Source organism: Corynebacterium lujinxingii (genome assembly GCF_014490555.1).
In the GTDB taxonomy this organism is placed as follows: Bacteria; Actinomycetota; Actinomycetes; order Mycobacteriales; family Mycobacteriaceae; genus Corynebacterium; species Corynebacterium lujinxingii.
The window spans coordinates 1,602,729-1,623,653 of the sequence record NZ_CP061032.1; the positions used below are offsets into that span (position 1 = coordinate 1,602,729).

The window sequence follows — 20,925 nt, forward strand, 5'->3', positions numbered from 1 at the left end:
CATCGTTTTGCTACCTAAGGGTATGCCCTTGCAGAAGCTCTTCTGCCACCGCCCACAGCCGGGCAGCGTTCGAGGCTTTCACCAGGACCACGTCGCGGTCGGTGCGGGAGTACCAGTTGTCCTCCCCCGCCGGAGCCTGCGCGAGCAACCGGCGAACCGCCTCGGCGGCGGCGTCGGCATCTGCGACACTGCTCGTGCGGATCCCGAAGTCGCCTGCGCGCTGGGCCAACGCGTCCATGGAGGGGTTGTCGCCCACGGTGATCAGGTCGGTGACGCGGTAGCGCGCGAGTTCGTCGGCAAGCAGCGCGTGCTCGTTTTCGGCGCCCGCGCCTAACTCGCCCATCTCGCCGAGCACGGCGACGGAGCGCACACCCGGGCGTGCAGCAGCCGTGTAGCCGAGGGCAGCGATCGCAGCGCGCATGGATTCCGGGTTGGCGTTGTAGGCGTCGTTGATCACGGTTACGCCGTCGGCGCGGGTGTTGACGTCCATGCGGTTGACCGACACCGAGTGCGCCTCCGACAGTGCGGCGGCAACGGTGGTGGCGTCCATGCCAGATTCGATGCCCACAGCGGCTGCGGCGAGCGCGTTTCCCACCTGGTGTACGCCGAAGACGTTGAGGCGCACCGGCTGGGTTTCGCCCGACGGGGTGTGCATGGTGAACGACGCCCGCGCGACCGGGTCGAGCACCACGTCCGTGGCGTAGTAGTCGGCGGCAGGGTTGCCGTTCGCGGAAAACGTGACCACGCGCGCGGTCGTGCGCGAGGCCATCGCGGCAACCAGATCGTCGTCGGCGTTGAGCACCGCAATGCCGTCATCCGGCAGCGACTCGACCAACTCGCCCTTCGCCTGCGCAATGTTTTCGCGCGAGCCGAACTCGCCGATGTGCGCCGAACCGACGTTGAGCACCACGCCGATGTGCGGCGGGGCGATCGTGGCGAGGTGCGCAATGTGGCCAATTCCGCGCGCGGACATCTCCGCCACCAAAAAGTCCGTCTCTTCAGTGCAACGCAGCACCGTATACGGGTGGCCGATCTCGTTGTTGAACGAGCCCGGCGGCGCGACCGTTTCGCCGGCGCGGCTGAGCACCGCGGCGATCAAGTCCTTTGTCGAGGTCTTACCCGCCGAGCCGGTAATACCGATGATTCGCAGGCCCTCATTGGCGCTGAGCTCCGTGGCCACGTGGCGCGCGAGCCGCGACATCCCGTCGACCACGCCCGCGGCCGAGCCGTCCGGATCGTTTGCGGCCAAATCCGAATTGTCGCCCTCTTTGGGCGGGCGCTTATCAACGACCACCGCCGGCCTACCCACCTCACGCGTGGTCAACGACGCCGCAGCACCGGCCGCGTCGGCCTTGTTCACAAAATCGTGGCCGTCCACCTTCGCCCCCGGGAACGCGACAAACAGCCCGCCGGGGCCGATCTTGCGCGAGTCGAATTCCACAAACCCGGTCACTTGCGCGTTCGGGTCTGCCTCCGGGCTCAAACGCCCGCCGGTGATCTCCGCGATCTGCCGCAATGAAAGTGCAATCATGCCTTCCCCTTCTCAGCGTGTTCGCGCAACGCGCGCCGCATCTCCTCGCGATCGTCGAAGTGGTGCTTAGTGTCACCGATGATCTGACCCACCTCGTGGCCTTTGCCCACCACGATGATGGCATCTCCCGGCTTTGCCCACTCGACGAGCACATCGATGGCCTGCGCGCGCGAGTCGGCCTCGACGATCTCGGCCGTCGTTTCTGCGCCACGGGCTCCCTCGAGCACCGCCGCGCGGATCGTCGCCGGATCCTCGGTGCGCGGGTTGTCGTCTGTGACCACGACGAAGTCCGCCGCCTTCGCCGCTTCCGCGCCCATGAGCGGGCGTTTCGACGAGTCGCGGTCGCCGCCAGCGCCAACTGCCACACCAATGCGGCCATCGACCTGGCCTTTAAGCGTTTCCAGCACAGCGGCGATGGCGGCTGGCTTGTGCGCGTAGTCGACGACGGCGACGAAGTCCTGGCCTTCGTCGATACGCTCCATGCGCCCCGGCACCGCTGCCTGTTCGAGACCTTGCACGAACGTGGTCACGTCCACGCCGGCTGCGTCAGCGACTGCCGTGGCGAGCGCTGCGTTGGCCACGTTAAACGCGCCCGGCATCGGAAGGTCGAACTCCAGCTGCGTGTTGGTGGTGTTCAGGCAGATGTGCTGGGTGCCGGTGTCGTCGATACGCAACAGCTCCGCGGTGACATCCGCTTCCTCGCCGCGTGTGGCAACGGTGACCGGGTGCTCCGCGCGCTGCGCCATCCTGCGGCCCCACTCGTCGTCGACGCAGATGACGCTGCGGCCGGCGCGCAGGTCGCTTCCCGGGTCGAAGAACAGCGCTTTCGCCTCGAAATAGTCCTCCATCGTCGGGTGGAAATCGAGGTGATCCTGGGAGAGGTTGGTAAAGGCTGCGACGTCGAACTCCGCGCCGGTGACGCGGCCCAGCATCAGCGCGTGCGAGGAGACCTCCATGACCACGTGCGTGACCCCCTCGTCGCGCATCTGCGCAAACAGGCGCTGCAGCATCGGCGCCTCCGGGGTGGTCAACTCCGTGGCCACGTCGCGGCCCATGATCTTGCTGCCGGTCGTTCCGATCAGCCCCACCTTGCAGCCAGCGGCGGAAAGACCGCGCTCCAGCATGTACGTCGTGGTGGTTTTGCCCGACGTGCCGGTGACGCCGAGGAGCGTGAAATCGCGGGACGGGTGCCCGTAGACCTCGGCGGCGACGTGGCCCAAAATTGCGCGCACGTCATCGACGACGAGCACCGGGCGGCGGTCGGAGGTCTGCTCGATAATGGCCAGGCCGGCGTCGTCGGTAAGAATCGCCCCGGCAGCAGAATCGAACGCGAACTTCGCGCCGTGCACACGCGTGCCGGGAAGCGCTGCGAAAAGCCCGCCCGGCTCGATGTTTTGCGAGTCAAGGCCGATAAACGTCACCGGGGTCGGGGTAGACGGCTCGTTGACGATGCGTGCCCCCGCGAGCTCGGCGAGGTGCTGAAGCGTAGGCGCTGCAGACAATGCGTTTCCTTCCATTTACGGGGCTTGCAATTCGTACGGCTTGGCCGGCGGGCTCGGCGGAATGTTCTCCTTGTCCAACATCCAGCTGGCGATTTGGCGGAACACCGGCGCAGCCGACTGGCCGCCGCCCCCGCCCTCGAGCACACCGCGCTGCGGCTCGTCCAACATAATCGCGACGACGAAACGGGGATCGTTCGCCGGGGCAATACCCGCGAACGTGATCCAGTACTGGCTCTGCGAGTACGCGCCCGTTTCCGGATTCACCTTCTGGGCTGTGCCCGTCTTGCCGGAAAATTGGTAGCCCTCCAGCCCGTTGCCGGCGGCGGTGCCGGACTGGTTGCCGTTGGGGTCGTCCTGGAATGCGGAGCGGAACATGTCCACCGTCGTGCGGGCGGTTTCCTCGCTGACCACGCGGTTGCGCTGCGGCTCGTCCTGCGGGATCTCCTGATCGTCCGGGCCGACGACGCGCTCGATGATGCGCGGCTGGATACGCTCGCCACCGTTGGCCAGAGCCTGGTAGACGCTCGCCATCTGTAGCGTGGTCCAGCTCATGCCCTGTCCGATCGGCAGGTTGGCAAACGTGCCGCCCGACCACTGCTCGAGCACCGGCAGAAGACCCGGCGATTCGTTGGGCAACTCGATGCCGGTCGCCGCGCCGATGCCGAAACGGTTGAGGTAATCCCAGTAACGTTCCTCGCCGAGGCGCTGCGCGATCTGCAGCGTACCCACGTTGGAGGACTTACCGAAGATGCCGGCGGTGGTGTACGGCAACACGTCGTGCTGCCACGCGTCGTTGACCGTCACCCCCGCCATGTCGATAGAGCCGGGCACCTGATGCACCTCGTACGGATCGGTCAGGCCCTGGTCGATTGCAGCGGCGGCTGCGATCACCTTGGCCACCGAGCCCGGTTCAAACGGGTGCGAGATCGACTTATTCTCAAAATCCTTGCCTTGGCGCAGCTGCTTTTCCAAGTCGCCGTTCGGGTTGATCGTGTCCGTGTTCGCCATCGCGAGCACCTCACCCGTGTGCGCGTCGAGAACCACCGCCTCGGCCTGCTTGGCCAGCGAATTAGACTTCGCCTGCTCGAGTACCTGCTGCACATAGGTCTGCAGGTCCAGATCCACGGTGAGCTCAATGCGCGAGCCCGCCACGGCCGGCACGACATCGCGCAACGTGCCCGGGATGGACTGCCCGCCGGCGGAGACATCTTCGGTCGAGCGGCCGTCGATGCCGGTCAGCGTCGCATCACTGGAGGCCTCCAGACCGAACTGGCCGTGGCCGTCCATGGAGACCTTGCCCACGATGTTCTCGCCTACCGAACCGTTCGGGTACTGGCGGATGTCCTGCTGGTCCGCCGCCACGCCGTGGAACGCCTTGGCCACCTCCGCCGCCACATCCGGGTCGACGTTGCGCACGAGCACTTCGTAGGAGGAGTCGGCATGCAGCTTGTCCAGAATCTCCTTGGCGCTGACGTGGCCGACGGTGCGCGTCGGTTCCGCAGAACTATCCGACGGCGCCGGGGTGGCCTGCGCATCTTCTCCGCCGATCATGCCCGGAATTTCGTTGGCCATGGTGCGCAGCACGTCTTCAACGCGGGCGTCGATCTGGGCGTCGATGTCGGCCTGGCTCAGGCCGTCGACACGCATCTGCAGTTCTTGCTGCTGGCGCAGTTCGTCGCGAAGCTGCTTCGGCGAGACAGTCAACGAACGCGCCTGCATGGTGTAGGCGAGCAGCCTTCCGTCACGGTCCTGGATCTCGCCACGGCGCGCCGGTTCAACGTATTCGCGCTGGCGCTGCTGGTTAGCGACCTGCCGTAGGTCGTCGCCAATGACCACCTGCACCCAGAACAACCGGCCGATCAGCAACACGGCGACACCGAGGAACACGAGCGTGAGCACGAACACGCGGTGGTTGGTGATGTGGCGCTGGTTCTTACGCGGCCCCGGGCGCTTCCGGGATGTGCCCGTGGATGTCACGTGGCCTCCTCACCTACCTGTATCGCTGTTCTACGTCTCATCCATCATGCCCCGCCAAAAGGCGAGAAAAGGTTGCGCCACACTGCGGAGACGGCGCAACCTTCATCATCGTGGCCGTTACTGCCCGGCGGGCACGTTCGGCTGATACGGCGCGAGGTTGGCTACCTGCGGCGCCGGCTGGTCGGGGGCGGCGAATGGGTTGCCGCCCGGGCGCTGGGTCAGCGCGTCGGCGAGCTCGCGGGTGGCGCGGTCGTCGGAACTCGCGCGGCCCGACCGCAGCGCATCGCCGTTGACGTCCACAATCTTCGACGACGCCTCCGGGTTGTACGGGCGGCGCTCCTCGGCACGGCCGTCCACAACCTCCATCACGCCGGGCTCATTCGCGACGACCATGCCGGCCTCCGCCGCGCGCTGCGCGATAGCTGCCGACGAACGGCGATCCTCCAAATCGCGGTTGAGCGATTCGACCTCGTTGGCCAGCTCCCGCTCCTTGGATTGCAAATTCTGGATGGTAAACGTCTGCGACGTGGCCACACCCGACAGCAGCATGGCCACGGCAATGCCGATAACCAGAAGTGGCAACGCGATCACAGACACCGCAGAAAAGCGCGACGGCGCCGAAACAGTACCTACGCGTCGGCCGCGGACCGAGACCACCTGCTGCGACCCCAAACGGCCGCGACCCTTGGAGTGCGGCACGTGTGGCTTCACGCCAGGCCACGTGCGGCGTCGCTGTGGTTTTGCCGTTCGGTTGGTACGGGCACTGCCGTCGCGCGTCAGCGTCGTAGCGCGGGAGCCACCCCGTGTATCTCGTGCTGCCATGGTGTCCGTCCTTGGATCGTCTTAATTGGTTGGAAGTTTCTCGATGCCGCGCACCCGAACCGGCGCGGCACGCGGGTTGCGTTCGACCTCCGCGTCGGGAGCCTTTTCTGCGCCGCGAGTGATCAATGTGAATTCAGGCGCCGTTCCCGGCAGGTCCATAGGGAGGCCGGCCGGAGTCCTCGACGACGTCAGCTCCGCGAATGCGGATTTGACGATCTTGTCCTCCAGCGATTGGTAACTCATGAACACCGCACGGCCCCCAACCCCGAGCAGGTCCGCGATGACCGGCACGACCCGCTGCACCGCTTCAAGCTCGCGGTTGACCTCCACACGCAGCGCCTGAAACGTGCGCTTCGCGGGGTGGCCACCGGTGCGGCGGGTGGCGGCCGGGATGGTGCTGTAAAGCAGCTCGACCAACCGGTCCGCACGGTCGAAAGGCTCACGCTCGCGCTCTTTGATCACTGCAGAAGCGATCTTGCCGGCAAAGCGCTCGTCGCCATAGGACTTCAGCACCCGCGCAAGATCGCCGTGGGAGTAGGTGTTGAGCACCTCCGCCGCGGTAATTCCAGTCGTCGGGTCCATGCGCATGTCCAGCGGTGCATCGCCGCGGTAGGAAAAGCCGCGCTCCTCCTGGTCGAGCTGCATCGAAGACACGCCCAGATCGAACAGTGCGCCTGCTACGCCGTGCTCGCGCACGATATTGAAAGTGTCGCCCTCCCCCGCAGCAATCTCGTCGCCGATGTAGTCGAAGCGGGTTTGTACCGGGGTGAAGCGCTCCCCGAACGGCGCGAGGCGCTCGGTGGCTTGCTCAAGCGCGTTCGGGTCGCGGTCGACGCCAATGACTCGGGCTTGCGGGAACACGGTGAGAAAGTGCTCGGTGTGGCCGCCGGCACCGAGGGTGCCGTCGACAAGCACCGCGTTCGCGCCGAACGCTTCAACTGCGGGCGCGAGGAGCTCGGCCATGCGGTCGCGCATCACCGGGACGTGGCCGTGGGGATCGTCAGCGTGTGTGCGGTGCACCATCCCGGGCTCACCCCCTCGCGTTTCTGTGTCGTTGTTCCGCCATGTAACCGGGGAGTATGTAGAGCCCTGCCCGGGGCGGCTGTTCTGATGTCGGGGAAGTACACCAGAACGCTTCACGCCCCGGACAGAGTCCGTACACACTCTCCGAGTGGTTGCCTGCCGCGGGGTAGTCAGTCCTACAGCAGACCGGAGAGAATGTCGTCGTCGTCCGCCGCGGAGAACGCGGCTTCCGTTTCTTCTTGATACTTATTCCAGGACTCGAGGTCCCAGATCTCGAGAAAATCCACCGAACCGATGACCACGCATTCCTTGGACAGGTTTGCGTACTCCCGGTGTGCCGGTGACAGGGTGATTCGGCCCGAACCGTCAAGCGTCTGCTCATCCGCGCTGGCAGCCAGGTTACGGATAAACGCGCGCGCCTTCGGGTTGGTCCGCGATGCCGCCGCGGCCTTGCGGGCGCGGGCAGCGAACTCATCGCGCGGGTACACCGCCAACGAGTGGTCCTGTCCCTTGGTCACCATCAGCCCGTCCGCCAAGTCCTCGCGGAACTTCGCGGGCAGCGTCAGGCGACCTTTGTCGTCGAGCTTGGGAGTGTAGGTTCCCAGAAACATCCGGCGACCTACCTTCCTTCACCTTCAGAAATCGGCTTGTGCAGTTTTCTCGGCTTCGCCCCGTCCCACGCACGTAGTCAAGATGCGTGCCACGGTGCTCCGCTGCGCCCCACTTTAACCCACTTTCACCCACAAACGCCACACTCCGGCGTATCAATTCGCGAAACTTTAAAGAAACTGCAGGTTAACCGGGATGAAAAACGTGGGGAGAATACCCACTCCCCACCATAAAACGGCGCCACAACAGTCACACAACACCCCATAAGACACGTTGAGACGCGACAGCCCCGGCATCAACACGGGATGCAAACTGGAAAAAACGCGGTCGTCAGCGCCCTGGTGGGACAAAGTGGGGCATGTGGGGCGAAGTGGGGCATAAAAAATCGCCTCTCCAAACGGGGAGGCGATGCACTGAAGCTCTCTACTGCCGGTCTTCAAAGCGGCGACGGAAGTTCTCTTCCATACTCATGCTGCGCGGCGAACGAGTCCGCGCACGAGACTGCGCGTTTTGCATCGCGCCGCCGGGCTTTGCCGGGGTGCGCAGCGCCATGATGCCACCGTAGAGCATCACACCGAAGCCGACGATGCTCAGCAGCACGGTCCACAGGCTCATCGATGCCAGCGCCACGCCGCCGAGGAGCAGCACAAGCCCCAGGACGATCAGCGCGAAGCTACGCATCGTGAGGCGCCCGGTCGGCTGCGTTGCACCGCCGCCGGATGCGGGTGCAACGGACGCGCCGAATTTCGGGTCGTCAGCGAGGAGCGATTGCTCGATCTCGCGCAGTGCGCGCATTTCCTGTTCAGAAAGAGCCACGTACGTAATCTCCAGATCCCAGCTTCAGATGAACGTTGATATAGGTACAACGAACATCGTACCGGCATTGTTCCCGGAGCCATCTACGCTGCCAGTGCACCGCCTCCCCCGGTTGTCTCGAGGTAGAACTCTTCCACTGCGCCGATAAGACCGGACACGACAACCGGCGAGGGGTTGTCCTCGATACCGGAGGCGACTCGGCCTCGCTGAGCGGAGTAGGCAGAAAATTCCTGCGCCCAGCGCGCGCCGTCGTCGCCGGTGAGCGCGAGTTTGTCCCAGGCATTCGTCGGCAAGCGCTTGCGTTTGCGCAGCACTGCGCTCTGAGCGTTGCGGGCACCTGCGATACGCAACGCGGCACGGTAGGCGTTTTCCAACGCGAGGTCGTAATGCCCTGCGGAGAACTCCTTGTGCGCGTCGGCAAGCAACGTCTCCGCCGCAAAGAGGAACGTGTCAGCTTTGCGCGGCGCGGCAAAGTCCCCGTACGCCCTACCCGTTGTCGCTGAAACTACGCTGCCCATGACACTTCCCCTTTCATTGCCTGTGTCCGTTGTTGCCGTCGACCGTAAAAGCCCCACCCGACAAACAACCCAAAAATTAGAACACCTTTTCGAACACGTTGACGGATTCCCACCATTTCGCCCCACCCGGGCAGGCGGGATGGTTCGATGGAAGGGTGCATGTTGAGATCCGCCGCCTAACCAAGGCCGAGTTTTCGCTGCTCGCGCCGCGCCTCGTCGATATCTATATCGAGGCGATGGGCTACTCCCCCGCGATGCGCGCGCAGCGTTTGCGGGTCTGGCGCACTGAAGTCGTCTGGCCCGGGTTCGCCGCGGTGGCGGCGGTGTTCGACGACCAGGTCGTCGGTGTGGCCTACGGGTTTCTCGGCGCGCGCGAGCGCTGGTGGGACAAGCAGCTCATTAAGGCGCTGCGCCAGCAGCGGGCGCTGACTGATGAAGACCAGGCCATGATCCGCGACTATTTCGAAGTCGCCGAAGTCCATGTCGACCCCCGCTTCCAGGGAAACGGCATCGGTGCCGCGCTACTGCAGGCGCTGCTCGACACCACAACGGCGAAGTGGGCGATCCTGTCCACACCTGAGGTCGACGGCGAGGCGAACAACGCCTTCGGGCTGTACCGGAAGTTCGGCTTTACTGATGTCGCGCGCGGTTTTCTCTACGAGGGCGACGCGCGCCCCTTCGCGATTCTCGCGCTCGACCTGGCGGGATCACCGGCGAATGCGTCGGCTGACTAGGGTACTTGGCGGATACATTTCGGGAACAGACGTGAGGAGCAGCGTGGCCGGACACGAGTTGGGGATTGGCGACCTGGATGCGGTGCCCGGGATCGTCGAAAAGCACCTTGCGCAATTTTTCGACGAGCGCGGCCCGGCGATTTCCGCGATCGGCGAACCCGTCGCCGAGGCCGTCGCCCATTTGCGCGCCTTCGTGCTCGGCGGTGGAAAGCGGGTGCGCCCCCGCTACGGGTGGGCTGGCTTCGTCGGCGCGGGCGGGCTTGCAACCAGCGAGGACCCTGACGCGGTCCTGCGCGCGATGAGCTCGCTCGAGCTGATTCAAGCGTGCGCGCTGGTCCACGACGACATCATCGATGCCTCCGACACCCGGCGCGGCAACCCCACCGTGCACCGCAGTGTGGAGGCGCAGCACCGCAAGCAAGACATGCTTGGCGACGCCACCGCGTACGGCATCAACACCGCCATCTTGCTCGGCGATCTCGCGCTCGCCTGGGCAGAAGACATGTGGCGCTACTCAGGCGTGTCACTGGAAGCGCTCACCCGCGCCGCCGAGCCGTGGGTGGGCATGCGCACCGAAGTCATCGGCGGACAGCTGCTGGACATCTCTTTGGAGGGCCGCGGCAGTGAATCAGTGGATCTGGCGGACCGCGTCAACCGGTTCAAAACCGCCGCTTACACCATTGAGCGCCCACTGCACTTGGGTGCGGCGGTAGCTGGCGCGGACGATGCGACCATCAGCGCGTTCCGCGGGTACGGCCGCGACATCGGCATCGCGTTCCAGCTTCGCGACGACCTCCTCGGCGTCTTCGGCGACCCCGCCATTACCGGCAAGCCCGCAGGCGACGACCTGCGCGAGGGCAAGCGCACCGTGCTGTTCGCCACCGCGCTGGAGTTGCTCGATCGCGACGCGGCAGCCGAGCTGCGTGCCGGCGTCGGCACCGCCACTGAGCCGGAAGAGATCGCGCGCCTGGCAGCCTTGATCCGTGGCAGCGGCGCAGAAGACGCCGTGGAAGCGCGCATTTCCAGCCTCACCGCATCCGGCCTGGCTCATCTGGATCACGCCGGGATCTCGGACGAAGCGAAGCATGCCCTGACCGTGATGGCCCGCAAGGCCACCGACCGCCGCATGTGATGGCACGTTTTCTCAAACCGCTGCCCGTCGGCGCCCTCGCGGCCGTCCTTATCGCGATCGGCTCGTTCGGGGCGGGCGCGACGCGATACCGCGGCGGCGTGCTGCGCGAGCTGGACCTGGAGTTCTTGGCCTACGGCCACGGCCGCAGCGTGATGGACGTGATCCTTACTGCGGGCGTGATCCTGCTCGTGGCAGCGTGGGTATGGCTGTGGCGCACGCGGCCGTCGGCGACCACCACGAAAAAGGCAGTGTGGGCATGGGCCGCCCCACTCGCGCTGAGCGTGCCGATCATGTCCCGCGACGTGTACTCGTACCTCATGCAGGGCGCGATGCTGCGCGACGGTTTCGACCCGTACTCGCAAGGTGCCGCGATCAACCCCGGGCCGTACCTGTGGGAGGTCTCCCACGACTGGCGCAACACCACCACCCCATACGGCCCACTGCACTTAGGCATCGGTAAAGCGGTGACCAGCATCGTCGGCGACAATGTCACAGCTGGCCTCATCGCCTACCGGCTCATCGCCCTGGCGGGCTTCGCGCTCATTGCTTGGTCAGTGCCGCGCCTCGCGCACTACGCCGGCGGCGACCCCGCGTTCGCGACCTGGATCGGCGTTGCCAACCCGGTGATGCTGCTCCACCTCGTCGGCGGCATGCACAACGAAGCAGTCATGGTGGGACTTGTGTGCCTGGGCCTGTACTCGTGCCTGCGGCGCGAGTGGTGCACCCCCGGCATCGTGCTCATCGCGTGCGCGGTATCGCTCAAAGCCACCGCAGCCTTCGCGTTGCCGTTCGTCGTATGGCTCATGGTCACCCGCCGCGCGCGTGGCACGGGTGCCAGGCAGCGGTTCGTCGCGCTTCTCGTCACGGGCACCTGGGCTGTTGCCGTGACCGTCGCCGTCATCCAGGCGGTGACGTGGATCTGTGGCTCGACCTGGGGCTGGCTCGCCGAGATCACCGGCAACTCCAAGGTGATCAACCCGCTGGCCGGGCCCACCCTCGCCGCCGAACTGATCACGCCGCTCGTGCAGTTGCTTGACGACGACTTCCACTACAACGAAGCACTCGCCGCCACCCGCCCCATCTTCAGCATCCTCATGCTCGTCGGACTGGTCGCCGCCTGGTGGTGGTTCCGTCCGAAGCGCGACGGGGGTGACAGTGACTACGCGCCGCGCCTGCTCGCCGGCACGACCGCCGCCTACGCCGCAGCCTTTGCCACCAACGCGGTCACACTGCCGTGGTACTACGCATCAATCCTGTCGCTCACCGGCACGTTCCGCGCCCCCGCGTGGGTGGGCAAACTCGCCACCGGCGCCTCAGTCGTGGTCGCGCTCGCGTTTACCGGCAGCGGCAACCACCGCCTGTACGACATGTGGTTCCTCGCCGCCGCAGCCATAACCGCAGTGGTAGCGGTGACTTCGGTGTTCGAGGATCCAGCTAAAACGCCATCGCCTGCGCGCGACGAATAACCTCGCGGGCCTTCTGCCCGTGCAGTGCGTCGATCGGACGCCCCGGCAACGTGTCGTCTTCGGTGTACAGGAACGCCAAGATCTCCTCGTCGTTGTACCCGCCGTCGGCGAGCACCGTGATCGCGCCGGAGACGAACTTGCTCAGCCCGTCGTCACCAAGCAGGCGCGCCGGGATGAACTTCTTGCCGTCGCGGACGTACATGACGAGTTTGCGGGCGCCGACAAAGTCGTGCACCCGGGTCACCGGCACGCCGAGGATGTCGGCGGCGTCGGGCAGGGCCAGCAGGGTTTCGTCGCTAAGCAATTGCTCGAGATTCGTTTGTGCGCTCACGGTCGGCGATTCTACCCTGGGAGCTATGGCACCACTCGCTCCAGGCACAACCCTCGACGGACGCTACGTCGTGGACCGCGCCATCGCGCGCGGCGGCATGGCCACGGTGTACCGCTGCGTGGATTCGCGCCTGGGACGCGAAGTGGCGGCGAAAGTGATGCACGACCAGTACGTGCACGACCCCGTCTTCCGCGACCGCTTTCGCCGCGAAGCCCGGGCGATGGCGCAACTGAGCCACCCGAACCTGGTCAACGTGTACGACTTCGCCGCGGGCGAAAACGTGTTCCTGATTATGGAACTGATCACCGGCGGCACGCTGCGCGAACTTCTCGCCGAGCGCGGGCCGATGCCCCCGCACGCCGCAGCCGAGGTGATGCGGGGCATGCTCACCGGGCTGTCCGTCGCGCACGACAAGGGCATGGTTCACCGCGACATCAAGCCGGACAACGTGCTTATCGACGCCTCCAGCCGCGTCAAACTCTCCGACTTCGGGCTCGTGCGCGCAGCCGCCGAGACCACACAGTCCACCGATCAGATCGTGGGCACGGTAGCGTACCTTTCCCCCGAGCAGGTCGACGGCGGTACGCTGACCGCAGCGTCGGATGTGTACTCCGCCGGCATCGTGCTGTTCGAGCTCCTCACCGGCCGGACGCCGTTTAGCGGAGAGACCCCCATCGCCCACGCCTACGCGCGGCTGCGCTCAGATGTGCCGGCACCGTCGTCGCTGATCGCAGGTGTACCGAAGCTTTTCGACGAACTCGTCGCCACCGCAACCGCACGCCGGCCCGAAGACCGCTTCCGCGACGCCGCCGAGTTCCTCGCCGCGCTCGACGACGTCGCCGCCGAACTGGGGCTGCCCGACTACACCGTGCCCGTGCCGCGCAACGCCGCGGCTACGCGCGCCGCCGCCCACCCGACGAACTTCGGGCGCGCAGCGTCTGCAGGCGGGGCTGCTCCCGCCGCTTCTTCTTCGTCGACCGCCGAGCGTCGACTCTTCCCCGGTGACGACGCCCCGACGCGCGTCTCTCCCGCCGCACCGGCTGCCCCGGCCGGACCACCTGCAACACCGGCGCGCGGGCAGTGGCCGGCAGCCGGGCCTACGCCAGCGCCAGCGCCTTCCCCGGCTAGGCCTGCGCGCCCGCCGGCCCCCGCACCGGCTCCGACACCTGCCCCGCCGCGCCGCGCGGTGAAACCGGTGTCGAACCGCTCCCCGGTTGGCGTCGCGGTGTACACGCTGGTGGCGATCGGCGTGGTCGTCGCCGTCGGCCTCGGCGCGTGGTGGTTCGGCTCCGGGATGTACGGCGAGGTCCCGGAGATTGTCGTCCCCGCCTAAAAGTCGATATCGACTTTTAGGGCGGCGGCCGGAGCAAACCCCCAGGTCACACTTCAGCGGTCGCGATAAAAGTCGATATCGACTTTTAGTACCGCAGCATTTCCGCGACCAAGAACGACAGTTCGAGGGCCTGCTCGGTGTTCAGGCGCGGGTCGCACGCCGACTCGTAGCGGCCCGGCAGGTCGACGTCGGTAATGTCTTGCGCGCCGCCGAGGCACTCGGTGACGTCCTCGCCAGTCAACTCGATGTGGATGCCGCCAGGGTGCGTGCCAAGTTCGCGGTGCACCTCGAAGAAGCCCTGCACCTCGTCGATGATCTTGTCGAAGTGGCGGGTCTTGTACCCGTTCGACGAGGTGAACGTGTTGCCGTGCATCGGGTCGGACTGCCAGACCACCTTGTGGCCGGACGCCTCGACAGCCTTGACAATGCCGGGCAGCACATCGCGGACCTTGTCCTGCCCCATGCGGATGACCATGGTGAGTCGTCCCGGCTCGCGGTTCGGGTCCAGCTTCTCGGCGTAGGCGACGGCTTCCTCCGGCGTCGTTGTCGGGCCCAGCTTGATGCCGATCGGGTTGTTGATCAGGGCCGCGAAGTTGACGTGGAAGTCGTCGATACCGCGGGTGCGCTCGCCGATCCAGAGCTGGTGGGCAGACAGGTCGTAAAGCTTCGTCTCGCCTTGCGAGTCGGTGGCCAGGCGCAGCATGGCGCGCTCGTAGTCCACCAGCAGCGCCTCGTGGGAGGCGTACACGTTGGAGGTGCGCAGGTTGTTGTCACTCACCCCGCAGGCGTCCATGAACGCGAGCGACCGGGAGATCTCGCGGCCGAGTGCCTCGTAGCGCGCGCCCGCCGGCGAGTTGGAGACGAACTCGCGGTTCCAATTGTTGATGTTGTGCAGATCCGCCGTGCCGGACGAGGTCAGCGCGCGCACGAGGTTCATCGCAGCCGACGAGTTCGCGTACGCACGGACCATGCGGGCCGGGTCGTGGCGGCGCGACTCTTCCGTTGGCTCGACGCCGTTGACGATGTCGCCGCGGTAGTTCGGCAGGCCGTTGCCGTCCATGTCGGAGGAACGCGGCTTCGCGTACTGGCCGGCGATTCGCGCCAGCTTCACCACTGGCATTGACGCTCCGTAGGTCAGCACCGCTGCCATCTGCAGCAGGGTGCGCACGTTGGCGCGGATGTGCGGCTCGGTGTTGGACTCGAAGGTCTCGGCACAGTCGCCGCCCTGCAGCATGAACGCCTTGCCGTTTGCTACATCGGCGAGGTGACGCTTGAGGTCCTCGACCTCGGGTGCGAGCACGACTGGCGGCACGGATTCGAGGATCTTGCGCACGTACTGCGCTTGGGTGGGGTCCCAGGAAGGTTGCTGCTTCGCGTCGCGGGAGATCGCGTCCTGAAACTGCTCGTTAATATCACCCGGAAGCGGGGGCAGATCGGGCAGTACGTCTTTGGGGATATCAATTGTCCAACTCACCGTTCCAGTTTTAGCACGGATTGTTGGTTCGGTACAGGGTTTCTAACCTGCAATTTCTCACGAGACGGTTATTTCGTCTCACGATCTGGATACAGCGCCGTCCCGCCCCAAGGGAAGCGCCTCGTGGCAGGCACGGAACTTCCTCAGGTTGTGGCGGGCGTCGACAAGCGCGTCGTGGTTGCCGTCCGGAATCTTCGGCAGCCGCGGCTTACCCGCCATCTGCCAGTACTGCTTCAACTCGCGCGTGTACCGCGGCATGGATTTCGGCAGACCGGACATGTCGCCCCACAATTGGGCCAGCACCACATGGTCGTAGGCGCCGACCCAGGCCCACAGCTCCGGCTTTGTCTCGCCGGAGGTGAGGAAGTCGTAGACCTCGGTGCGGATCCGGTCGAGCGGCTTCCACGCCGGGTGGGTCTTCGCCGGCAGCTTCGACAGCACATGCGCGCGCACCCACGCGTTCGCGCGTGATGCGTCGAACTCGTTGGACACGGCGTAGTACTCGTGCCCGTCCTCGTCGACGATGCCGATGGAGACCAGTTCGATGGTCTGGCCGTCCTCGATGAACTCCGTGTCGTAGAAGAACCGCACCCTACTGACGCTCCTCAGCCCGAATGTCCTCGAGCATTTCGCGTCTCGACGGCCCCTTGTCGGCGCCTCGGCGCGGCCAGAACATCACGGCGGCCACGGCGAGCACGGCGAGCGGACCGGCGAGTTTCGGGTACCACCCTTGCTCCGAGGCGACGAGGTAGACCGCGACGACAAGGCACACGAGGCCGACACGGATGAGCAGCGGTTTATTCACAGCGACGACTCCTTCGGCTCCGCGCCGGCGGGGTATGCGCCGGTTTCCGCGAGCGTTTTCTTCACGTCTGAGGCGTAGACATCGACATAGTCGACACCGACCAGCTCGGCGAGGTGCCGCATGCAGTAGTCGGTAAATGGGCGCATGACCTCGCGCGAGTCCGGGTCGTAGCCGTTGTCGGCCGCCCACGCGTGCGGGTCGATCTGTTTCGAGATCTTGATCTCCACCTTCACAGGGCGCGGGATCGTCGTGCCGATCGGGTTGGCCTTGCCCGAGCCGATCATACCGACGAGGATCACCGGTTGGCCCGTCGCCATAGCGATGCGTGCCATGCCGGTGCGCCCCTTATACACCCGGCCGTCCGGCGAACGGGTGCCCTCCGGGTAGATACCGAACAGGTCGCCGCGCGCCAGCACCGACTCGGCGGCGTCCTGGAGTGTGTCGCCGGCGTCCTTCGAACTGCGGTCGACGGGGATCTGGCCCACCGAGGAAAAGAAGAATTTCTGGATCCGCCCGGAGATGCCGGTGCCGGTGAAGTACTCCTTCTTCGCTGGGAAGGTCAGCTGCCTGCGCACCATCAACGGCAGGTAGAACGAGTCCATCACCGCCTGGTGGTTGGAGACCAGGATCGCGGCGCCCTCGTCGGGGATGTTGTCCGCGCCGTGGATGCGCGGGCGGTTCCAGACCAGAAGCGGCGGGCCCAAGATGGCCTTAAACAGCGAATACCACTTGTTTTGCATCAGTTCTCCGTCTTTATCGCAGCTGGCGGGCCAAATCAGCGACACCGATCATACCCGCCTGAGCCCCCAGCTCCGCGCAGACCACCTCGGGCAGCGGGCGGTAGCCGGCGCCGACGATGTTGGATGACATCGATGCCTTAGCGTCGTCGAGAAACAGGTCCGCGTCCTCGCTGACGCCTCCGCCGAGCACGATGAGCGACGGGTCGAGAATGTCGGACACCATTGCCAGGCCGCGCCCGAGCCACGCGGAGAAACTGTCCAACGCCGCCAGCCCCAGCTCGTCGCCGTCGCGAGCGCCCGCCATGATGTCGTGGCCGCTCGCCCGCTTTTCGACGACCGCACGGTACAGCTCCGACCCCCTGTAGCCACCGTTGCCCGCGATCTCGATGGCGCAATCGACCAGGGACGTGCCGGACGCGTAGCGTTCGAGACATCCCTGCTTGCCGCACGAGCACACGCGCCCGCCCGGCACGACGGTGATGTGGCCGAACTCGGGTGCGGTGCCGAACGCGCCGCGGTAAATCTCGCCGTTGTTCATCAGTGTTGCGCCGATGCCGGTGCCGACGGCGAAAAACACCCACGTCTCGGCATCGCGCGCCGCCCCGAATCTGTACTCGCCCCAGGCCGCGGCGTTCGCGTCATGCTCGAGGCGCACGGGCAACCCGAGCGCGTCTTGCAGGTCGCGCCGCACTGGTTGGTCGTCCCGCCACGCTAAGTGCGGGGCGAAGCGCACGATCTCGCACTCGGGGTCGAGGAAGCCCGCCACGGCCACGCCGACGGCGTCGATGTCGTAGTTCCGACGCAGCCCGCCGACCATCTCCACGATGGTGCGGGTCAGCCCGTCGCCGTCGTGCGGGGTGCGGGTGCTCACCGAGTCGAGGATTGACCCGTCCGGTGCCACCACCGACGCGCGGGCGTTGGTGCCGCCGATGTCGAAGCCGACTGTCAGTGGCCCTACTCCTCGTTGCGTTGTCATAAGCGCACAGCTTATGCCCCACACATGCGCGGGCACTAACCCGTCAGCGCGCCGTACAGCCGGTCGCCGAGGACATCCCAGGAAAACGCCTGTTGGACGTGGGCTCTGCCGGCGTGGAGGGTGTCGTCGTCAAGCAACCGCACGATAGCGGAGGCGACGGCGGCGGTGTCGCGCCCGTCGACGACGATGCCCGTGCCATCTGTCACCGTCTCCGGTGCGCCGCCCGACTGGCCGGCGACGACCGGCACCCCGCAGGCCTGCGCCTCGAGGTAGACGATGCCGAGCCCCTCCACGTCCAAACCGCCGAGGCGGGTGCGCGCTGGCATGGCGAACACGTCGGCGGCGGCGACGATGTCGCGCAACGTCTCGCGCGGCACCCGGCCCGTGAATGCCACCCCGGGCACCGCAGCGGCGAGGCGCCTCAACCGCGCCTCGTACGGCCCCTCCCCCACGATGACTAAATGAGCACCTGACGCATATCGACGAATCCCCGGCAGCGCACCGATCAACACGTCCTGTCCCTTGCGCGCGACCAGGCGCGACGAGCACACCACCAGCGGCGCGTCACCCACGCCAAGCCACTCGCGCGTTGCGGCGCGCCCGGCCGCGGTGGCGGGTGCGAAGAAATCAGTGTCCACGCCGGAGGGCAGATTGACGTACTCGAGTCCGTCGCCGATCACGGGGCGAAGCCGGTCGATGGTGTAGCGCGAGATGTACGTGACCACATCCGCGTGGCGCCCGATCTGGCGCAGCACCCCGCGTGCGACTGGCAACTTCGCCCAGCCGACCTCGTGGCCGTGGGTGGTGGCCACAACACGTCGCGCGCCGGCTTGCTTCGCTGCTTTGCCCATGACGGCAAGCGGTGCGGCCGCACCAAACCACACGGTGTCGATGCCGCGTTCCTTGATGATGCGCACCATTTCGCGTTTCAGTGCGGGTGTAGGCAGCATGACCTTGCGTGGGTACCGGATCACCTCGTAAGGCTGCGCCGCATCCCATGCCCGTACCACTTCGGCGTTTTGCACGGAGGCGAGCACCACGATGGTGCCTGCGCCTCCGCGGCGGACGACCTCGTCGACAAAGTCCCGTAAATACGACTGAATCCCGCCGACAGTCGGCGGGAAGTCGTTGGTTACCAGCAGGGTGGTCATGTCTTCGCTAGTAGCGCACGGCCCCCTGGATCGGCATCGAGTTCGCCGGCACCACCTGGACCGGGATGCCGTAGTCCGAGGAATGCACCACCATGCCATCGCCGATGTACATGCCCACGTGCGTTACGCCCGGGTAATAGCCGATGATGTCGCCCGGCTGCAGCGCGTCCAGCGACACCGGGGTGCCACCGGCCAACTGTGCCTGGGAGGTGCGCGGAATGCCGATGCCGTTCTGCGCGTAGGCCCACACCATCAGGCCGGAACAGTCAAATGCATCCGGGCCAGCCGAACCCCAGCCGTACGGCTTGCCCAGTTGCGCCATCGCCGCGGCCACAACGCCGGAGTCCACGCCCGGCAGATCTGCGCCGCTGACGGGGTTGTCCTTAGTGATCCAGCGCTGGCGGTCCTCTTCACTCAGGGCGTCGACACGCGCTTCGATGTCTTCGACCTTGCGGTCCAGGTCCTCGCGCTCACGCTCCAGCTTCTTGCGCTGGTTCTGCAGTTCATTGCGCACGTGGTGGGCCTCGGCCACGGCAATGTTGGCGGAGTTCGACTTCTCGGCAGCTGCACGGTTGGCGTTTTCGAGATCGCTCAGAGCCTGTTGCGACTTCCGGGTCAGCGCACCGAGGTACGCCGAACGGTCAATCGCTTCCTGCGGGTTGCCGGAGTCGAGCGTGGTCAAAATCGCCTCGGACTTCGGTATGCGGTAGCGAGACTGCGCAATATCCCCGACGTTTTTCCGTTTCGCATCGCTGACCGTCTGGATATCAGCGAGTTCGCGTTTCGCATCAGCGGCACGTTTGCTCGCGTCGTCGACCTTGCTCTCGGAGGCGGCGATCTTGTCCTCCAGGCCCTTGATCTCCTCGGCCTTCGCGGTGGCCTCGTGGGAGATTTCTTCCATCTCGTCGATCAGCGCATCGATGTCATCGGCGTGCGCCGGGACAATACCGCTGGACAGGACGGCGCCGGCAGCGACAGCTGCGGCCCACTTCCCAGAGTGGGAACGTCGGGATGTTTTCGAATGCTTACCCACGGTCAAAACCTCTTCGCGCTAGGTGTGAGAACAAGAAAACTATAGCGGGTGGAGGGGTCGTCGCCAAGCAATATGCCCATGCTTCCCTCCAGGTCGTAACAGGTGTGACTGGCGTGACCTAAGTGCTCCGAAATGCGAAACGCCCCGACCCGCGCGAGGCGGAACCGGGGCACGATGTGGATGCGCTTAGAAGCGGACCACGGAGTGGATCGGCATCATGTGCAGATCGCGGTAACCCACCGGGATACCGGAGTTCAGCGCGTCGATGATCTGGCCGTTGCCGGCGTAGATCGCGACGTGGGATGCGCCGCCGTAGTACACGACGATGTCGCCCGGCTGGATGTTGGACAGCGAAACCTGCTGGCCGGAGTACGCCTGGGACTGAGAGGTACGCGGGATGGACTTGCCGGCCTGCGCGTAAACCCAGGAGGTGAAGCCGGAGCAGTCGAAGGCATTCGGGCCAGCTGCGCCGTAGACGTACGGGGAGCCGATCTTGGACTGCGCGATGGACACGACGCGCTCGCCGAAAGACGGCTGCGGCTTCGGAGCCGGCTTCGGCTTCGGCGCAGCGGCCGGTGCGGAGTAGCTGGTCGCTGCCTGAGCCGGCAGAACCTGCTTCTCGACGTTCGCGATGAAGTCATTGAAGCCCGGGACGTTGTTCACGCCCGGCAGCGCCTTAACGCGTGCGATCGCTGCGCGGACATCGCCGTCCGCAGAAGCACCCTTGAGGGACGGGACCCACGCGTCGATGCCCGGGATGGCTGCGATGCCCGGAACGGTCTCGATACCCGGGACCTGAACTGCGATCGGGGTGTTGGGGACGCGGACCTCTGCTGCGGAGGCGGCGGCCGGCGCGATGAGCGCAGCGCCAGCTGCGAGAGCGGTGGTTGCCGCTGCAGCGCGTGCTGCGGTGTTGGTCTGGCGACGGTGCTTTGCCACTTTAGGTTTCTCC

20 protein-coding genes and 1 pseudogene are annotated in these 20,925 nt (G+C 65.9%); 4 read left to right on the forward strand and 17 right to left on the reverse strand.

The features are described from left to right. Positions 1–10: 10 nt before the first annotated feature. From IAU68_RS07970 to IAU68_RS08005, 8 genes are all read right to left on the reverse strand, one after another. A complete protein-coding gene (locus tag IAU68_RS07970; protein ID WP_171192777.1) occupies positions 11–1,531 on the reverse strand; it encodes a UDP-N-acetylmuramoyl-tripeptide--D-alanyl-D-alanine ligase in 1,521 nt (506 codons plus the stop codon). Beyond that, positions 1,528–3,033 carry a UDP-N-acetylmuramoyl-L-alanyl-D-glutamate--2,6-diaminopimelate ligase gene (locus IAU68_RS07975; RefSeq protein WP_407928708.1) on the reverse strand — a complete coding sequence of 502 codons (1,506 nt, stop codon included), beginning with the start codon at positions 3,031–3,033 and terminating at the stop codon, positions 1,528–1,530. The genes IAU68_RS07970 and IAU68_RS07975 overlap by 4 nt, the downstream gene beginning before the upstream one ends. Positions 3,034–3,048: 15 nt before the next feature. Continuing rightward, on the reverse strand, positions 3,049–5,010 hold the full coding sequence (locus tag IAU68_RS07980; protein WP_407928709.1) for a peptidoglycan D,D-transpeptidase FtsI family protein: 1,962 nt from the start codon (positions 5,008–5,010) through the stop codon (positions 3,049–3,051). Positions 5,011–5,127: 117 nt separating this feature from the next. Further along, positions 5,128–5,832: a hypothetical protein gene (locus IAU68_RS07985; RefSeq protein WP_171192779.1), complete on the reverse strand. Its 705-nt coding sequence runs from the start codon at positions 5,830–5,832 to the stop codon at positions 5,128–5,130. A 21-nt stretch (positions 5,833–5,853) separates the two neighbouring features. After that, positions 5,854–6,855, reverse strand: coding sequence for a 16S rRNA (cytosine(1402)-N(4))-methyltransferase RsmH (rsmH, locus tag IAU68_RS07990; RefSeq protein WP_171192780.1), 1,002 nt, complete (start codon positions 6,853–6,855; stop codon positions 5,854–5,856). 176 nt (positions 6,856–7,031) lie between these two features. Next, a complete protein-coding gene (gene mraZ, locus IAU68_RS07995; RefSeq protein ID WP_171192781.1) occupies positions 7,032–7,466 on the reverse strand; it encodes a division/cell wall cluster transcriptional repressor MraZ in 435 nt (144 codons plus the stop codon). A 421-nt stretch (positions 7,467–7,887) separates the two neighbouring features. Continuing rightward, on the reverse strand, positions 7,888–8,280 hold the full coding sequence (locus IAU68_RS08000) for a DUF3040 domain-containing protein (protein WP_171192782.1): 393 nt from the start codon (positions 8,278–8,280) through the stop codon (positions 7,888–7,890). Between the two features lie 83 nt (positions 8,281–8,363). Beyond that, a complete protein-coding gene (locus IAU68_RS08005) occupies positions 8,364–8,798 on the reverse strand; it encodes an SAV_6107 family HEPN domain-containing protein (protein ID WP_171192783.1) in 435 nt (144 codons plus the stop codon). Between the two features lie 155 nt (positions 8,799–8,953). Here IAU68_RS08005 and IAU68_RS08010 point away from each other — a divergent pair, with 155 nt between their 5' ends. From IAU68_RS08010 to IAU68_RS08020, 3 genes are read left to right on the forward strand one after another with little or no spacing between them, the layout of a single operon-like run. Further along, the gene (locus IAU68_RS08010; RefSeq protein WP_171192784.1) at positions 8,954–9,532 is read left to right on the forward strand and encodes a GNAT family N-acetyltransferase; all 579 of its coding nucleotides are present in this window, start codon (positions 8,954–8,956) and stop codon (positions 9,530–9,532) included. A 43-nt stretch (positions 9,533–9,575) separates the two neighbouring features. Next, on the forward strand, positions 9,576–10,664 hold the full coding sequence (locus tag IAU68_RS08015; protein ID WP_231698997.1) for a polyprenyl synthetase family protein: 1,089 nt from the start codon (positions 9,576–9,578) through the stop codon (positions 10,662–10,664). Next, a complete protein-coding gene (locus IAU68_RS08020) occupies positions 10,664–12,130 on the forward strand; it encodes an alpha-(1->6)-mannopyranosyltransferase A (protein WP_171192786.1) in 1,467 nt (488 codons plus the stop codon). Before IAU68_RS08015 ends, IAU68_RS08020 begins: the two co-directional genes overlap by 1 nt. On the opposite strand, the gene IAU68_RS08025 is transcribed toward IAU68_RS08020, so the two are convergent. After that, complete coding sequence (locus IAU68_RS08025; RefSeq protein ID WP_171192787.1) at positions 12,099–12,461, reverse strand: Rv2175c family DNA-binding protein; 363 nt, start codon at positions 12,459–12,461, stop codon at positions 12,099–12,101. The genes IAU68_RS08020 and IAU68_RS08025 overlap by 32 nt on opposite strands. Before the next feature lie 25 nt (positions 12,462–12,486). Here IAU68_RS08025 and IAU68_RS08030 point away from each other — a divergent pair. Continuing rightward, a pseudogene (locus tag IAU68_RS08030) lies at positions 12,487–13,782 on the forward strand (protein kinase domain-containing protein); the annotation flags it as partial. 97 nt (positions 13,783–13,879) lie between these two features. On the opposite strand, the gene IAU68_RS08035 reads toward IAU68_RS08030, so the two are convergent. The 8 genes from IAU68_RS08035 to IAU68_RS08070 form a co-directional block, all read right to left on the reverse strand. Next, positions 13,880–15,268 carry a class II 3-deoxy-7-phosphoheptulonate synthase gene (locus IAU68_RS08035; RefSeq protein WP_171192789.1) on the reverse strand — a complete coding sequence of 463 codons (1,389 nt, stop codon included), beginning with the start codon at positions 15,266–15,268 and terminating at the stop codon, positions 13,880–13,882. A 78-nt stretch (positions 15,269–15,346) separates the two neighbouring features. Beyond that, complete coding sequence (locus IAU68_RS08040) at positions 15,347–15,859, reverse strand: polyadenylate-specific 3'-exoribonuclease AS (protein ID WP_171192790.1); 513 nt, start codon at positions 15,857–15,859, stop codon at positions 15,347–15,349. A gap of 1 nt (position 15,860) precedes the next feature. Continuing rightward, positions 15,861–16,073, reverse strand: coding sequence for a hypothetical protein (locus IAU68_RS08045; RefSeq protein ID WP_171192791.1), 213 nt, complete (start codon positions 16,071–16,073; stop codon positions 15,861–15,863). After that, complete coding sequence (locus IAU68_RS08050; protein ID WP_171192792.1) at positions 16,070–16,813, reverse strand: lysophospholipid acyltransferase family protein; 744 nt, start codon at positions 16,811–16,813, stop codon at positions 16,070–16,072. Before IAU68_RS08050 ends, IAU68_RS08045 begins: the two co-directional genes overlap by 4 nt. A gap of 13 nt (positions 16,814–16,826) precedes the next feature. Then, positions 16,827–17,789, reverse strand: coding sequence for an ROK family protein (locus IAU68_RS08055; RefSeq protein ID WP_171192793.1), 963 nt, complete (start codon positions 17,787–17,789; stop codon positions 16,827–16,829). 35 nt (positions 17,790–17,824) lie between these two features. Then, on the reverse strand, positions 17,825–18,940 hold the full coding sequence (locus tag IAU68_RS08060) for a glycosyltransferase family 4 protein (protein ID WP_171192794.1): 1,116 nt from the start codon (positions 18,938–18,940) through the stop codon (positions 17,825–17,827). A 7-nt stretch (positions 18,941–18,947) separates the two neighbouring features. Next, positions 18,948–19,973 carry a C40 family peptidase gene (locus IAU68_RS08065; protein ID WP_231698998.1) on the reverse strand — a complete coding sequence of 342 codons (1,026 nt, stop codon included), beginning with the start codon at positions 19,971–19,973 and terminating at the stop codon, positions 18,948–18,950. 186 nt (positions 19,974–20,159) lie between these two features. Further along, positions 20,160–20,912, reverse strand: a complete 753-nt coding sequence (locus IAU68_RS08070; protein ID WP_171192795.1) for a C40 family peptidase — start codon at positions 20,910–20,912, stop codon at positions 20,160–20,162. Positions 20,913–20,925: the final 13 nt, after the last annotated feature.